Origin of the sequence: Bradyrhizobium sp. MOS003 (assembly GCF_003020125.1) — a bacterium.
Classification (GTDB): Bacteria; Pseudomonadota; Alphaproteobacteria; order Rhizobiales; family Xanthobacteraceae; genus Bradyrhizobium.
The window spans coordinates 13,440-28,650 of the sequence record NZ_PYFW01000010.1 but is presented as its reverse complement, the minus strand read 5'-3'; the positions used below and the strand labels follow the sequence as shown (position 1 = coordinate 28,650).

Below are 15,211 nucleotides of genomic sequence, written 5' to 3'. Positions count from 1 at the left end.
GCTAGTTGAATCGGAGGGGAAAATTCACGCGCCCACGGCACGCAAGGGTGCGGGTTTTGTCATCAGGCTCTGGGCACGCGCGAGCTGACGCATCTCGGCAAGCCCGAGGAGATAGCAAACGACCGACTCGCCCCCGCGGTTTTCGTTTGCCCGGTCAGGGTGCAATCCATCACGGCAACTGCCGGTGATCGGATCAACCAGCGCCACCGAGAGGTCGTTCCTGCCAAGAAACCAGGCGAAGGCCCGCATGGCCATGGCTTTCCATTCGGCATCGCCGTCGCCACGCCACGCGGCCAGACACGCGGCAATCGTCGCCGTTGCCTCCACCGGCTGCTGATCGAAGGCACGGGGCGGCTGACGCTGCTCTCCGAAGCCAGCGGTACCGACCGGCCGGAAACAGCCCGCCGTGGACGTTTGCTGCGTCATCAGCCAGCGCAGAGACCTCAATCCGGCATCGAGATATCGAGGCACCTGTGTCGCCATACCCGTGAGGATCAGGGCCTGCGGCAATCGCGCGTTTTCGTAGGCCAGCCCTTCCTCGAACCATATCCAATCCGGCGTCTCGACCGACGCCAGGCAGGACATCAACCTGTCGGCCAGGGAATGCCGGACTTCCCTGGCGTGAACATCGTCCGGCGCTACGGCGCAGTAAGCGTCCAGACCCAGCAGTATGAACGCCCACGCACGGGGCGAGCGGAAGCTCTCCGCGATCGACAATGCCTGGGCGAACAAGGCAGCAGCCCAAAGGCGCCGGGCCGGGCTCGCGTCGCTGCGCGCGGCCTCGCCCAACGCCCAGAGCGTCCGCCCGTGACTATCTTCGGATCCCCTGTCCTCGAGCCAGGTTCGATCGAAGCCCATGAAGTTGCGAAACTGCCTGGTGTCGGGATTCCAGGCATGCTGTACGAAGGCTGCAAATCGGATCGTCAGGACATCCGGCAACGGCCGTTCGCCCGGACCATTGAGAGCGCAGGCCAGAAGCAACGCTCGCGCGTTGTCATCGACGCAATAGCCGTGCGCGCGATCGGGCACCGAATGTACCGCATGTTGGAACAGGCCGACATCGTCGCACATCGATAGAAAGTAGCCGATCTGCATGTCGGGCGGCGCGGGACTACGTAGGTCCGGCGCGTTCACGTCGGAGCGCACGAAGACCTTCAACCTATGTCCCTGCCGCGCATTCTCGAAGACGGCCGCGTAGCGCTCAGCCACCCGCTCCCATGTCATCATCCGGCTCGCCGCATAGGCACGCCGGGACATCGCCTGCCGGCGGGCGGCGTCGGTCAGCAGGTTGGCGATCTCGCTGCCGATCGCTGCAGCGTCGCCGAACGGCACCAGAACTCCGCACTCGTCAGCAAGCAGCTCACGTGCGTGCCAATATGGCGTCGAGACAACCGGCTTCCCCATTCCAAAACTGTAGGCCAGGGTGCCCGACGTCATCTGAGCCTCGTCGAGATAAGGCGTGACATAGACGTCGCACATCGAGATGAATTCGAGCAGCGTCGCCAAATCGGCGAACCGGTCGAGGAACACCACGTGATCGTCTATTCCGAGTTCGCGGACCCGCGCCATCAGGCCTTCGCGATAGGCTTCGCCCTGGTTCCGAACCAAATTGGGGTGCGTCGCGCCGAGCACGACGTAGACCGCGTTCTCGCAGCGCTTCAAAATCGAAGGCATCGCATCGATCATTACGTCAATGCCTTTGTTGGGCGACAGCAGCCCGAATGTCAGGATCACCGATTTCTGCTCAAATCCGAGCCTGGCCTTCGCGGCATCGGGCTCGACGAAGGCGACATCGGGGATGCCGTGGGGGATCACCTCGATCTTGTCGTCGGGCACCAGATAGACGTCGCGCAGCAACTCGCGGCCCTTGTGGGCCATCACCACGACCTTCGACGACGCATCGACGATGCGCTCCACGACCGTCCGTTGCGCGGGTGACGGTTTTGCCAGCACCGTATGGAACGTCGTCACCACCGGCATGGCGAGGCGGGACAGCAGCACCAGGATATGGGCACCGGCTTCACCACCGAAAATGCCAAACTCGTGCTGGAGGCACACGGTGTCGAACTGACCGGCATTGAGGAAGTCCGCCGCACGCATGTAGTCTTCGATGTTGCCTTCCTTGATCTGGAAGGCAACCGCTGGAGGATAATCATAGGTCTGGCCGCGATCGGTCATCGCCACGATGCAAGCCTCCAGGTCCGGGCGCGCAATCGATATCGCGTTCTTCAGGTCGGTCGTATAGGTCGCAATTCCGCACCGGCGAGGCAACGAGTTGCCGATGACGGCGATACGGCGGAGCGGCGTCATGTCAGCACCTCGATGATTTCACTGCCGAAGGAAGCGTCGGTGGGCTTTGTCATGCGTTCGCTGCGATCCAGCAGCAAGGATGCAATTGGATCCGGCCCCGGATAGGCGATCAGGATGCTCATCCCGCTCGAGCCAACGTCGATGCCGGCGCTGTCGGATTGAATGAAGATTGCGTTCCCGGCGGTTGCATTTGTCCGTCCGATGCATCCCTCCCCCTCGATCACGAGAATCCAGGCTTCCCGATCAGTCTGAAGTCCCCAAAGCGAATTCGCCCGAAGGTCGATCCGCTCGAACACGAAATGCGAACTCTCGACCAGAACCACTCGCGCATCGGTGAGGCGTCGCGGAGGCGGTTGTGTCGGTGGTGGCCCGGCTTCGGAGGCAGCCACGACGCTGTCCTCGTGCAATTCGCGATGCCGGCCGAAATCGAACAGGCGGAATGTCGTATCGCTGCGCTGCTGGATTTCGGCGAGCACGATATCGGCGCCGATGGCGTGGATCGTACCGCCGGGAACGAAGATGACGTCGCCTTGCGCCACAGGACGCCATTGCACGAGGTCCTCAATCGAGCCGTCCCTGACTGCTGTGCGCAACTCCTGCTGCGTGAGATGCCGATTCAATCCCAACGCAATGCGCGCGCCCGACAGCGCCGAGAGAATGTACCACGCCTCGGTCTTTCCGTTCGGCAAGCCGATGGAGCGCGCGAAGGCATCATTCGGATGAACTTGGATCGACAAGGGCTGGCTGGTGAACAGCAACTTGAGCAGGAGTGCCGGGTTGGGCGCGCTCTTGTCCGCCCGCTCGAGCCACAACTCTCCGACCGGATCAGTCGAAGCGTCGATGCTGCTCCAGGGTCGCAAATCGAGGCGCCCCCAGGGTTTGCGAGCGATCTTTACCGAGGCATGCTCGATGGTCATCTGTTGTCCGGCTCAAGCATGGCAGATCCTCGTGTTCACGGCGCCTGTCCGCGCCATCGGCCATCTGCCAAGCCCGCGCTGCTTGGTTAACAGACATCAACAACCGCGGCAGATGTTCTTCAGCTTCGCCGCGGTTCGCGCCTCTTCTGCAACGAACGGGTCCTTGTAAGGAGGCCGGGATGCGTCGTTCTCCACGGCGCTGGGCTTCTTCAGTGTCGGAGGAAACGCGGCGTCGTAACAGGCGAGCCGTCCGCTGCTGCTTTCGATTGCGCGACAATCGGATTCAGCGGCGAACGCGCCTTGCGCGAACGTGCCGAGCGCCAATGCGACCAGGAGGGCTCTCATGTCTCGAACCCATCGAACTCGTCAGACAGCAGCAGCCGGCCTTGTGGTGTGCATATACGCACATCGAGATAGCCTTCCTGCAAAAGTTCCCGCGCCTTCTTCAGGGCAGCGCTGGTTGTGTCACGGCTCAAGCTGACATAGCCACTTTGATCGCGACCGCTGACCAGATATTGCAGTTGCGGCGTCCTATCCATGCAGGAGAGCCGCCGCCGCTACCATGAGCAGGAGAAATAGCGGCACCATCACCGGCGGCACGATCCAATCGGCCAAGCGAAATCGAGGCATGCACCCTCCTCCTCAGTCGGCGGGAGCGCTCGTGACCCTCAGTCACCGATGGAAGCCGTGGAAAGGGCGGTGATGCAGTTACAATACGCTTTGGTTCTGCGAATAGCGAGCTTTTAAAGTGCCGTACGACGTGAGCGAGCCCGCGATGTTTCAGAGTTGCGCCGCTTGCCCGCCTCGTTTACGTCATGCCAAATTTCGTCGGTCTGGGCGGTACTTCTTCAGACCTGTCGCGATGTTCAAACTTGGTGGCAGGAACTCGGAGCCGCCAATTCACATATGCGTCACGCCCGCGCAACGGGGCGGCGCTCTCAACCTGGGCCTGTCCTGATGGTGACAATCTTCTTCGATCTCGACGGCACGCTCACCAACCCGAAGCCGGGGATCACCCGCTCGATCCAGTACGCGCTGAAGCGACTGGATGTCGCGGTGCCGAGCGAGGACGAACTGACCTGGTGTATCGGGCCGCCGCTGCACGTCAGCCTCAAGAAGCTCACCGGAACCGACGAACTCGCCGATCGCGCACTCCTGCTCTATCGCGAGCGCTTTTCCGATATCGGCCTGTTCGAGAACGAGGCCTATGCCGGCATCGTGGACACGCTGACGACGCTCGCCGCGACCGGCCAGCGCATGTTCGTTGCGACCAGCAAGCCCGCGGTCTACGCCACCCGCATCGTCGATCATTTCGGCCTGAAGCCCTATTTCGAGCGCGTGTTCGGCTCCGAACTCGACGGCACACGCGTCGACAAGCGCGACCTGTTGCGCTACGCGCTCGACGAAGCCAAGGTCGATGCCGGCAGCGCCATCATGATTGGCGATCGCAGCCACGACGTTGTCGGAGCCAGGACCAACGGCATGACCGCGATCGGCGTGCTCTATGGCTATGGCAGCGAGGCCGAGCTCAGGGACGCCGGCGCGCATCACATCTGCGCCGCGCATCCCGAGTTGCTCGGCCATTGCTTGGCCTAAGCGGCGACCGTCTCGACTGCGGCCAGCATGCCCGTCTTCGGGTGACAATCCCGGTATTCGAAGAACTGCTCGTCCGCGGCTGCCACCGTGACCTCGTGATAGAGCCGCAGCCTGGCTGACGGCCCGAGCGTCGAGAGATATTTCATAGCCGCACCAAAAATCCTGACATGGGTCGGATGCGACTCCGCCCAGCGCTCGAGCGCGGCGAGGCTCTTCCACCAGCTCTGACCGTAGGACTTTTCGCTCGCGTTGCCGTCGGCCTGGAGCACCTGCATGTAGCGGTTGGCATAGCAGCCGATCGCAAGCCCCTGGTCGCGCAGGAAATCCATGCCTTCGCGCAGCAACGGCTCGACGTCGTCGAGATAGAGCTTTCGCTCGGACGCCTCGGTATCGCTCCAGTCCTGCCCGGATCGGATCAGGCAGAGATTGTCGTGCGCCGCCACCCGCAGCCGCGCGCCGTCGCGGATCAGCTCGGGTGCGCCGCCGGGTGCCATCGCATCGGTTTGCGACAGCGGGATACGGTCGCGCATACCGCCCCAATAAGCGTGCTCCTGCACCTCGCCGCTCATGCCGCCGGCGATGGCCGCTACGCCCTCGGTCCGGTCGGGCGAGGAGAACAGCGTCTCGTGCCGTGCCACAACTGGACGCAGCATCTCGATGAAGGTGCCGACGCCCTCGCGCTGCCGTCCGGTCCATGTCGCACGTTCCGGTTCGAACCAGGCGTCGAAGCGTGCGGTGTCGTCCCAATAGCCAACCGAAACGATGGTCTCATGGCCGGCCTGGTCGACATAGCGCGCGCGATCCCAGTGCGAAGGCCCGCTCTCCACCGAGAAGCGCTTCGCGATCTCAAGCAGCGCCTCCGTTGCGGCCGCCGGCGCCGTGCCGCGATACTGCACGCCGAAATAAGCCATCACGACGCGGCTCACGGCCGGTTTGTAGCGCGCCACGAAAGACGGATATGGCGGCTGGTAATCATCAGGCACGCGCTTGTGGCGCGTGCGCTCGGTCTCGAGATGCTGAGGAATTGCAGATTCCATGATCGTAGCCTCCCCTCGATCCCGGTGGTCAGCTCGCCGCCGCGGCAATGTCCGTGGGCTCGACGGAATCCACCGGCAATGCGAACTGCTCGACGCGCTGGTACCGCTTCTTGTTGAGCAGCAACCGCGTCACGTCGGGGCGCGAATAGTGCCCTGCCGGATCCGCCGCGTTCTTGGCGACGCCGATGGCGCCGAGATCGATCTCGGCGATCAACAGCCCTTCCTGATCCGGCGCGAGCTTGTCGCCGATCTGGCTGCCGTCGGGCCCGTAGATCGCGGCAAAGCCGCCGCCGGCATGCAGCAGCGCGTGCTTGTCCGGCCGATCGCAGAGTTCGTCGATCATGGCTTGCGACACCGTCGCGCACGGCGCGAGCACGAAGCAGGAGCCCTCCACCGCATAGACGCGCGAGGCGGCGTTGTTGACCTCCGCGCCAAGCGCCGGCGCGAAGGGATCGTAGAGCGAGAAGCTCGGCCAGGCCGCGACATGCACCTGCTCGTTCTGGGCGTACATCGCGTATTTCGACAGCGGCTGAAGATGCTCCCAGCAGCACAGCGCGCCAATGCGGCCGATGTCCGGCCTCGCGTGCACGGCGAGATCGCTGCCGTCGCCCTCACCATAGACGGTGCGCTCGGCATGGGTCGGCCGCAGTTTGCGGCGCTTGGCGATGGTCTCGCCATCGGGCCCGATCAACCATTGCGCCAGATAGAGGCTGCCGCCGTCACGTTCGGACAGCCCGATCACCGCGGTGAGCTTTGCTGTCCGCACGGCATCGCGGAGCCGCTCGGCCTGCGGGCTGCCATAGGACAGCGAATTGTCGAAATAGCGCTGCACGAAGCCGCGCCCGATCGCCCAGGCCGGCGAGTCCATCCAGATGTGCCAAGGGTAGCCGGGGATGAAGGCCTCGGGAAAGGCGATCAACTTGGCCCCCTTCTCGGCCGCCTCTTTGATCAGTGCGATCGATTTGTCGATGGACGCGTCGAGATCGAGCCAAGCCGGCGCCGCCTGCACCACCGCCACCTTGTATTTCGGATGTTCGATGCCCATTGCCGCCTCCATTGCCGGTTGATCGGAAACCGTCTCCGATGCAGTCTATTGGGCCAAAGCGCGCGACCGGATGCTCGACCGCGGCGGAACAAAAACTCGACCGGCCAGGATTTCGGCCCGGTACGGGATTTGCCTCCGGTCATGCCGGATCCGCCCACGGACGATTTGCTGAACGGGAAAAGGGAGGCTTGCCAGATGCCAATCCAGTTCACGACGGACGGCAGCCCCGGCTATCGGCGGCTCGCGCTCTGGCAGGACATCGTCTGCGACGTCTTCGTCGGGCTCGACTGCAAGTCCGATCTCGGCAGCGCCTTTCGCGGCTCGGTCACGCAAGTCCCGCTCGGCAAAGCCGTCTGCTCCGAGGTCTGCTCCGACCGCCAGCACGTGTTCCGCACGCCCTCCCGCATCGCGCGCTCCGATCAGGATTTCGTCCTGGTCGCGCTCGGCCATCGCGGCGACGGCGGCGTGGTGCAGGATGGCCGCGAGACCGTAATCCATCCCGGCGAGTTCGCGCTCTACGACACCACGCGCCCCTATGAGCTGAAGTTCAACGACGCCTTCACGCAGACCATCTTCAAGGTACCGCACGAGATGTTGCGGCGCCGGCTCGGCGGCAGTGAAACGCTGACGGCGATGTCGTTCGGCGCCGAGGCACCGCTCGAGCGGCTCGCCTATGATTTCATCTTCCGGCTTTGCCAGAGCGCCGACCGCCTCGCCCCTGGCAACGCCGCCGTTCTGTCCGAACAGGCCGTCGACCTGCTCGCGATGGCGCTGAGCGAGCGGCTCGGCAAGACGTCGCTGCCGTCCTCGACCCACCGCTCCGCGCTGATCTACCGGCTCAAGGCGCACATCCGCGCCCATCTGGCCGATCCCGACCTGACATTGTCGGACACCGCGGCTGCGCTCGGCATCTCGCCGCGCTACGTGAACGACCTTCTCGCCGACGAGCAGACCTCGTTTCAGCGTTACGTGCTGGCCGAGCGGCTTGCGCAATGCCGTCGCGACCTCGCCTCGCCGGCACTCGTCCATCGCCACATCAGCGAGATCGCCTTTGCCTGGGGTTTCAACGACCTCTCGCATTTCGGCCGCGTATTCCGCGACCATTTCGGCATGTCGCCGCGCGATTTCAGGCAGAGCCAGCTGCGGCACTGAGCAGCCATCTTCACAAGTTTCGTCCCATCGGCCGCGCATTGTTGCTGCAGCGTTCAAGAAATATGCTTCGGCTCGATTACGGCATCCAAGCAAGGCCGGTATGTGAGCGCGGAGTAGGACAAGGCGCACGCTTGCATTACATTCGCTCCCAAGGCCGCAATGATCAATCAGCGGCCGACCGAGGAGCATTTCGATGGAATACCGACGCTTGGGCCGGTCAGGCCTCATGGTGCCCGCTCTGAGCCTTGGCACCGGCACTTTCGGCGGGGTCGGTCGCCTCGCGGCGTGGGGCACGACGGATGCGACCGAAGCGAGACGCCTGCTGGACATCTGCCTCGAGGCCGGCGTGTCGATGTTCGACACCGCTGACGTCTATTCGCTCGGCGAGTCCGAGCGGGTGCTCGGCGAAGCCATCAAGGGCCGCCGCGACAAGGTGCTGGTCTCGACCAAGGCCACCTTCCGCTTCGGCGACGGCCCCAACGATATCGGCTCGTCGCGGCAGCATCTGCTCGCAGCCATCGACGGTTCGCTGAGCCGGCTCGGCACCGACTACATCGACCTGTTCCAGCTTCACGGCTTCGATGCCTTCACTCCGCCCGAAGAGGTCCTCTCAACGCTTGACGTGCTCGTGCGCGCCGGCAAGATCCGCTATGTCGGCGTTTCCAATTTTTCCGGCTGGCACCTGATGAAGTCGCTCTCGGTTGCGGACAAGCACGGTTTTCCGCGCTACGTCGCCAACCAGACCTATTATTCGCTGATCGGGCGCGATTACGAATGGGAGCTAATGCCGCTCGGCCTCGACCAGGGATTAGGTGCCGTGGTCTGGTCGCCGCTCGGATGGGGACGCCTCACCGGCAATATCCGCCGGGGTCAGCCGAAGCCCGAGGTGAGCCGCCTGCCCAAGACCGCCGAGTTCGGTCCGCCCGTGCCGGACGAGCACGTCTATCGCGTCGTCGACGCCATCGACGAGGTCGCGAAGGAGACCGGCAAGAGCGTCACGCAGATCGCGCTGAACTGGCTGTTGCAGCGCCCCACCGTGTCGACGCTGATCATCGGCGCGCGCAACGAAGCGCAGCTGCGCGAAAATCTCGGCGCGGTCGGCTGGTCCCTGACCAAGGACCAGATCGCAAAGCTCGACGTAGCCAGCAAGGTGACGCTGCCCTATCCCTACTGGCACCAGCGCACGACCTTCACCGACCGCAACCCGCCGGCGGTGTAGGACCCGGACCCTTGAGCTGAATCAAACCGGCGCATTGCAGCCGTGGCATCGTGCCTTCTCTCGAGGCCCCAGATGCGCCGATTTGCCATGAAGGCCCTGTTCACGGCCCTCAATCTGAGCCGCGCCGAAGGAAAGCGGGTCGATTGGGATCGCCGCATCCTGATCTTCTCGACGGGACTCACGATCGCCTTGATCACACTCTACGTCTGGGCCAAAGCAACCCCGCGCTGGGAATGACGGAGTGCGCGCGATGAAAAGGTGCGCGTCGGCGCTGCTGGCCATTGGTGTTCTGTGGAGCACCGGAAGTGAGGCCCTGGACCTCGAACAGCGCCGCGTTGAAGCAATGTTGCAGCGGATGTGCGCGCGTTGCCACGCGGTCGGCCGGACGGGCACGAGCCCCAACGCGTTGGCAACGCCGTTCCGGTATCTCGGCGAGAACAAACTCTACGACCCCGACTTCACGCAGCGTCTCCAGGACGGCTACAGCAGCATTCATCGCGCCATGCCGACGGCCCGATTCGGCCGCGAAGACACGGAGGCCGTGGTAAACTACCTTAGGGCGATTCAGGAACCGCATACGCCGAAATAGGGCTGAACGGCTGCAGCTTTGACTGGAACCATCCTGGGTCGGACCAAGTTGCGGACCAGCAAACCCGCCTCAACCGAATACGCTCCACGATGTCGTCAACCACAATCGAGCACGCTGACGGCCTTCCGCAGCCACAGCGCAACCAGGCGGTGCTGACCATTGCGCTCGGCATCATCATGGCGGTGGTCGACAGCGCCATCGCCAATGTCGCGCTGCCGACGATCGCGGCTGACTTGAACGCGAGCCCAGCCTTCTCGATCTGGATCGTCAACGGCTACCAGCTCGCCATCACGATCTCGCTGCTGCCGCTGGCTTCGCTCGGCGAGATCATCGGCTATCGCCGGGTCTATCTGGTCGGGCTGGTGCTGTTCACGCTGGCATCCGCCTTCTGCGCGCTGGCGCATACGCTGCCGCTTCTGACGATCGCGCGCATCATCCAGGGCTTTGGCGCCGCCGGCATCATGAGCGTCAATTCGGCGCTGGTGCGCTTCACCTACCCGCGCAGCCAACTCGGCCGCGGCATCGGACTCAACGCGCTCGTCGTGGCCTTCTCGGCCGCCATCGGCCCGACGATCGCCGCAGGCATCCTCGCGGTCGGAAGCTGGCCGTGGCTGTTCGCCATCAACGTACCGCTCGGGGCGGTGACGCTGCTCCTGGGCCTGCGCAGCCTGCCGCACACCAAGCCGGCCAGCCATTCGTTCGACTGGCAGAGCGCGGGGCTTTCCGCGATCACCTTCGGCGTCGGGATCGCGGCCGTCGACAGTGTCGGTCACGGCGAGGCTGCCATTACCTGCCTGATCCAGTTCGCCGTCGCGCTCGTTGCAGGCACGCTGCTGATCTGGCGCGAAACGCACATGAGCTCACCGCTGCTGCCGGTCGACCTGCTGCGCATCCCGGTGTTCGCGCTGTCGATCGCGACCTCGATTGCCTCGTTCTGCGGGCAGATGCTGGCCTTCGTCGCGATGCCCTTCTACCTTCAGAGCCGCTTCGGCTATTCGGCGGTGCATATGGGCCTTTTGATCACGCCATGGCCGATCGCCGTCGCCTTCGCGGCGCCGCTCGCCGGCCGCCTGGTCGAGCGCTACCCGGCCGGCCTGCTCGGCGGCATCGGCCTCACGCTGTTCGCCTGCGGCCTTGCCGCGCTCGCCTTCGTCCCGGCGGATCCATCGGCGCTCGACGTAATCTGGCGGATGGCATTGGCGGGCGCCGGCTTCGGCCTCTTCCAGACGCCCAACAACCGCACCATGATCGCAGCCGCCCCGCGCGAGCGTGCCGGCGGCGCCAGCGGCATGCTGGGCACCGCGCGCCTGCTCGGTCAGACCACCGGCGCTGCACTGGTGGCGTTGTTGCTCGGACGGTATCCCGTTGAGGGGACCAGACTCGCACTTCTCGTCGGCGTCGGCTTTGCGCTCTGCGGCGCGGTGCTGAGCATGCTGCGACTGTCGCCGGCCGGTGCGCGCGGCGCCGAGCACGTCCGCGTGCAGGACGATCAGCGCCTGCGTGGCGACTGAGGGGAGCCCACCCTTCGGTGCCTGCCATTCCCGTGCACAACTCCTGCGCGGCTTAACTATCCGGACCAGTGACCTCTTGCGCTCGCGCTCCGGTTGCGCTTGAGTGGTACGGGGAATAAGGGGCACTTCATGCGCTTAGTGGGAATTGCGGCGCTCAGCGTCATGCTGGGCGGCTGCGCGTCTGTCACGCGCGGCACGACCGAGAACATCAGCATCTCATCGACACCTTCAGGCGTGGAAGCCGTCGTCAGCGGAATGGACGTTCCGACCACCTGCACGACGCCCTGCTCCGTGGTCGTCAAGCGGAACGCAGATATTTCGATCACCTTCCAGAAGGACGGTTATGAACCGCAGATCGTGCCGCTCACCAAGGACATCCCGACGGCGGGGGCCGCCGGATTCGCGGGCAATCTCCTGCTCGGCGGCGTGGTCGGCATGGGCGTCGATGCCGCAACGGGAGCGGCCACCGATCACAAGCCCAATCCGGTCATCGTGACGATGCAGCCAACGGTCCGCGCCCGGCCGGCCGCACCGAGAAAGCCACCAGCACCGGCGCCAGCGCGTGCGCACGAAGCAGGGACGTAACGGGTCGCACACAGCCTCAGAAACAAAAGGCCGGCTTCGCAGCCGGCCTTTGCAATTCGTCGCACGCTGATCAAACCTTGACCAGCGGCCCCTTGGTTGGCCCCTTCGGGCCGCCCGGCTTGGACTTGCCCGACGGACGCTTGCGGGCACCGGGCAGCTTCTCCTGCTTCGGCGTGACCGGGCCCTCGACGAACTCGAAGCCGATCTTGTCCTTGGTCTCGTCGGCCTCGTCCTTGACCAGGACGACGCGGACGTGGCCACCGCCCTTGAGCTTGCCGAACAGAACCTCGTCGGCCAGCGGCTTCTTGATGTGCTCCTGGATCACGCGGGCCATGGGACGTGCGCCCATCTGCTCGTCATAGCCATGCTTCACCAGCCAGGCCTTGGCGGGCTCTGACAGTTCGATGGTGACGTCGCGGTCGCCAAGCTGCGCCTCGAGCTGAAGCACGAACTTCTCCACGACCGTGCCGATCACCTCGACGCTGAGATGGCCGAACGAGACCACGGCATCGAGGCGGTTGCGGAATTCCGGCGCGAACTGCCGGTTGATCGCCTCGTGGTCGTCGCCTTCCCGCTTGGAGCGCGTGAAGCCGAACGCCTGCTTGGCGAGATCCGAAGCACCCGCGTTCGTGGTCATGATCAGGATCACGTTGCGGAAATTGACCTGCTTGCCGTTGTGGTCGGTGAGCCGGCCGTGATCCATGATCTGCAGCAGCACGTTGTAGAGATCGGGATGCGCCTTCTCGATTTCGTCGAGCAGCACCACGCAATGCGGGTGCTGGTCGACGCCGTCGGTCAACAGGCCGCCCTGGTCGAAGCCGACATAACCGGGAGGCGCGCCGATCAGGCGCGATACCGTATGCCGCTCCATGTATTCCGACATGTCGAAGCGCAACAGTTCGACGCCGAGACTAGCCGCGAGCTGCTTTGCAACCTCGGTCTTGCCGACGCCGGTCGGACCAGAGAACAAATAGCAGCCGATCGGCTTCTCCGGCTCGCGCAAGCCGGCGCGCGCCAGCTTGATCGATGCCGCAAGCGACTCGATCGCCCTGTCCTGGCCGAACACGGTGCGCTTCAGGGTCGTCTCGAGATGCTTGAGCACCTCGGCATCGTCCTTGGACACGCTCTTCGGCGGGATCCGCGCCATCGAGGCGATCGTGGTCTCGATCTCCTTGATGCCGATGGTCTTCTTGCGCTTGTTCTCGGCCACCAGCATCTGCGCCGCACCCGACTCGTCGATCACGTCGATCGCCTTGTCCGGCAGCTTGCGGTCGTGGATGTAGCGCGAGGACAGCTGCACCGCAGCCTCGATCGCCTCGTTGGTGTACTTCAGCCGATGGTAGTCCTCGAAATACGGCTTGAGGCCCTTGAGGATCGCGATTGCGTCCTCGACCGTCGGCTCGTTGACGTCGATCTTCTGGAAGCGCCGCACCAGCGCACGGTCCTTCTCGAAGTGCTGACGGTACTCCTTGTAGGTGGTCGAGCCCATGCAGCGGATCGTGCCCGAGGCTAGCGCCGGCTTGAGCAGGTTCGAGGCATCCATCGCCCCGCCCGACGTCGCGCCCGCACCGATCACGGTGTGGATCTCGTCGATGAACAGGATGGCGTTGGGATGCGCCTCGAGTTCCTTCAGCACCTGCTTCAGGCGCTCTTCGAAGTCGCCGCGATAGCGCGTGCCCGCGAGCAGAGTGCCCATGTCGAGCGAGAACACGGTGGCGGCCGCCAGGACTTCCGGCACCTCGCTGTCGACGATGCGCTTGGCGAGGCCCTCCGCGATCGCGGTCTTGCCGACGCCGGCTTCGCCGACGAACAATGGGTTGTTCTTCTGCCGGCGGCACAGAACCTGGATCGCGCGGTTGATCTCGGAATTGCGTCCGATCACCGGATCGATCTTGCCGTCGCGCGCCTTCTTGTTGAGATTGACGCAATAGGTCTCGAGCGCCTCACCCTTCTTCTTGGTGTCCTCGGCGCCGCCCTTGGCCTCGGTCTCCTCATCGACGCCGCGCACTGGCCGCGCCTCGGAGACGCCCGGACGCTTGGCAATGCCGTGGCTGATGTAGTTGACCGCGTCATAGCGCGTCATGTCCTGCTCCTGCAGGAAGTACGCGGCATGGCTCTCGCGTTCGGCGAAGATCGCGATCAGCACGTTGGCGCCGGTCACCTCTTCGCGACCGGAGGATTGCACGTGGATCACCGCGCGCTGGATCACGCGCTGGAAGCCGGCAGTCGGCTTTGCGTCGTCGGCGCCATCGGTGACCAGATTCTCGAACTCGGTCTCAAGATAATTGACCAGGCTCGTACGGAGCTTGTCGAGATCGACGCTGCAGGCGCGCATGACGGCGGCTGCATCGGAGTCGTCGATCAGGGAGAGCAACAGATGCTCGAGCGTCGCGTATTGGTGATGACGCTCGTTTGCGATCGCCAGTGCACGATGCAGGGATTGTTCAAGGCTTTGAGAAAAAGTCGGCATTCGCGTCCTCTATGGCCCCCACCATCATGATCGCCATCGCCCGGTCAGGCAACAACAACCTTTGTCACATATAGTTATACAAAACCGCGGCGAAAGACCGGTTCCGCGGCTCAGGCAGGTGACAGCCCTGCGGCATTTTCGATGCAAAACCCGTTCCGATCTTGGGCGGCATCGGCGCCGGTGGAGAATCCGTAGTTTTGCCGACTCAGACGGACGTCGCGGGGCGGCATCACGCGGCAATCACACTGGGGCCGATACGCGCGCCGGCTTCACGCTTCAAGGACACGAGCCTAAAACACGCGCCAAGGACAAGCGCCAAGAATACGCCTAGGCGCCCTACTTCTTTTCCATCACGCATTGTAACGGATGCTGGTGCTTGCGGGCGAAATCCATCACCTGCGTCACCTTGGTCTCGGCGATCTCGTAGGTGAACACGCCGCACTCCCCGATGCCATGATGATGGACGTGCAGCATGATCTTGGTCGCCGCCTCAATGTCCTTGTTGAAGAACTTCTCCAGCACGTGGACGACGAACTCCATCGGCGTGTAGTCGTCGTTCAGGATCAGCACGCGGTAGAGGTTCGGCCGTTTGGTCTTGGGCTTGACCTTGGTGATGACCGAAGTGTTCGGACCCGAGGGGGTGCCCGAACGGTTCTCGTCATTGCTCATGCGAGGAGCGTAGGCAGCGGCTGGCGCCGACGGGTCGAGTCTGGAAGTCAATTGCGGCATGGCTCAGGCGTTCAAATTCCCCATGGAAGCGAATGGCGGTCGCCGCGCGAC

The 15,211-nt window shown here is 64.1% G+C and carries 15 protein-coding genes; 7 read left to right on the top strand and 8 right to left on the bottom strand.

The window, feature by feature from the left end; translation table 11 throughout:
* Window positions 1–24: 24 nt before the first annotated feature.
* The 4 genes from C7G42_RS29785 to C7G42_RS29770 form a co-directional block, all read right to left on the bottom strand.
* Complete coding sequence (locus tag C7G42_RS29785; protein WP_106952476.1) at window positions 25–2,310, bottom strand: glycosyltransferase family 4 protein; 2,286 nt, start codon at window positions 2,308–2,310, stop codon at window positions 25–27.
* Window positions 2,307–3,227, bottom strand: coding sequence for a class I mannose-6-phosphate isomerase (locus tag C7G42_RS29780; protein WP_106952475.1), 921 nt, complete (start codon window positions 3,225–3,227; stop codon window positions 2,307–2,309). The genes C7G42_RS29785 and C7G42_RS29780 overlap by 4 nt, the downstream gene beginning before the upstream one ends.
* Window positions 3,228–3,323: 96 nt before the next feature.
* Entirely contained in the window at window positions 3,324–3,551 is a 228-nt protein-coding gene (locus tag C7G42_RS29775; RefSeq protein WP_245428065.1) for a type VI secretion system-associated protein TagO, read from the bottom strand.
* A gap of 17 nt (window positions 3,552–3,568) precedes the next feature.
* Window positions 3,569–3,766: a hypothetical protein gene (locus C7G42_RS29770; protein ID WP_244607412.1), complete on the bottom strand. Its 198-nt coding sequence runs from the start codon at window positions 3,764–3,766 to the stop codon at window positions 3,569–3,571.
* Window positions 3,767–4,184: 418 nt separating this feature from the next.
* On the opposite strand from C7G42_RS29770, the gene C7G42_RS29765 reads away from it, so the two are divergent.
* Window positions 4,185–4,823, top strand: coding sequence for an HAD family hydrolase (locus C7G42_RS29765; protein ID WP_106952473.1), 639 nt, complete (start codon window positions 4,185–4,187; stop codon window positions 4,821–4,823).
* Here the strand turns inward: C7G42_RS29765 and C7G42_RS29760 are convergent.
* Both C7G42_RS29760 and C7G42_RS29755 read right to left on the bottom strand, forming a co-directional pair.
* Window positions 4,820–5,860: a phenylacetaldoxime dehydratase family protein gene (locus C7G42_RS29760; RefSeq protein ID WP_106952472.1), complete on the bottom strand. Its 1,041-nt coding sequence runs from the start codon at window positions 5,858–5,860 to the stop codon at window positions 4,820–4,822. The genes C7G42_RS29765 and C7G42_RS29760 overlap by 4 nt on opposite strands.
* Before the next feature lie 28 nt (window positions 5,861–5,888).
* Window positions 5,889–6,905, bottom strand: coding sequence for a carbon-nitrogen hydrolase family protein (locus C7G42_RS29755; protein WP_106952609.1), 1,017 nt, complete (start codon window positions 6,903–6,905; stop codon window positions 5,889–5,891).
* 195 nt (window positions 6,906–7,100) lie between these two features.
* On the opposite strand from C7G42_RS29755, the gene C7G42_RS29750 reads away from it, so the two are divergent.
* The 6 genes from C7G42_RS29750 (at window position 7,101) to C7G42_RS29730 (ending at window position 11,961) form a co-directional block, all read left to right on the top strand.
* Window positions 7,101–8,057 (top strand): AraC-like ligand-binding domain-containing protein, encoded by a 957-nt coding sequence (locus C7G42_RS29750; protein ID WP_106952608.1) that lies wholly within the window; start codon window positions 7,101–7,103, stop codon window positions 8,055–8,057.
* A 193-nt stretch (window positions 8,058–8,250) separates the two neighbouring features.
* The gene (locus C7G42_RS29745; protein ID WP_106952471.1) at window positions 8,251–9,276 is read left to right on the top strand and encodes an aldo/keto reductase; all 1,026 of its coding nucleotides are present in this window, start codon (window positions 8,251–8,253) and stop codon (window positions 9,274–9,276) included.
* Window positions 9,277–9,348: 72 nt separating this feature from the next.
* The gene (locus C7G42_RS35535; RefSeq protein ID WP_199581209.1) at window positions 9,349–9,513 is read left to right on the top strand and encodes a hypothetical protein; all 165 of its coding nucleotides are present in this window, start codon (window positions 9,349–9,351) and stop codon (window positions 9,511–9,513) included.
* 13 nt (window positions 9,514–9,526) lie between these two features.
* A complete protein-coding gene (locus tag C7G42_RS29740) occupies window positions 9,527–9,865 on the top strand; it encodes a c-type cytochrome (RefSeq protein WP_106952470.1) in 339 nt (112 codons plus the stop codon).
* A gap of 89 nt (window positions 9,866–9,954) precedes the next feature.
* Window positions 9,955–11,376 carry an MFS transporter gene (locus C7G42_RS29735; protein WP_106952469.1) on the top strand — a complete coding sequence of 474 codons (1,422 nt, stop codon included), beginning with the start codon at window positions 9,955–9,957 and terminating at the stop codon, window positions 11,374–11,376.
* 129 nt (window positions 11,377–11,505) lie between these two features.
* Window positions 11,506–11,961 (top strand): PEGA domain-containing protein, encoded by a 456-nt coding sequence (locus C7G42_RS29730; protein WP_106952468.1) that lies wholly within the window; start codon window positions 11,506–11,508, stop codon window positions 11,959–11,961.
* A 70-nt stretch (window positions 11,962–12,031) separates the two neighbouring features.
* Here the strand turns inward: C7G42_RS29730 and clpA are convergent, their stop codons facing one another.
* Both clpA and clpS read right to left on the bottom strand, forming a co-directional pair.
* Complete coding sequence (clpA, locus tag C7G42_RS29725) at window positions 12,032–14,431, bottom strand: ATP-dependent Clp protease ATP-binding subunit ClpA (protein WP_106952467.1); 2,400 nt, start codon at window positions 14,429–14,431, stop codon at window positions 12,032–12,034.
* Between the two features lie 336 nt (window positions 14,432–14,767).
* Entirely contained in the window at window positions 14,768–15,100 is a 333-nt protein-coding gene (gene clpS / locus C7G42_RS29720; protein WP_063194953.1) for an ATP-dependent Clp protease adapter ClpS, read from the bottom strand.
* Between the last annotated feature and the right edge of the window lie 111 nt (window positions 15,101–15,211).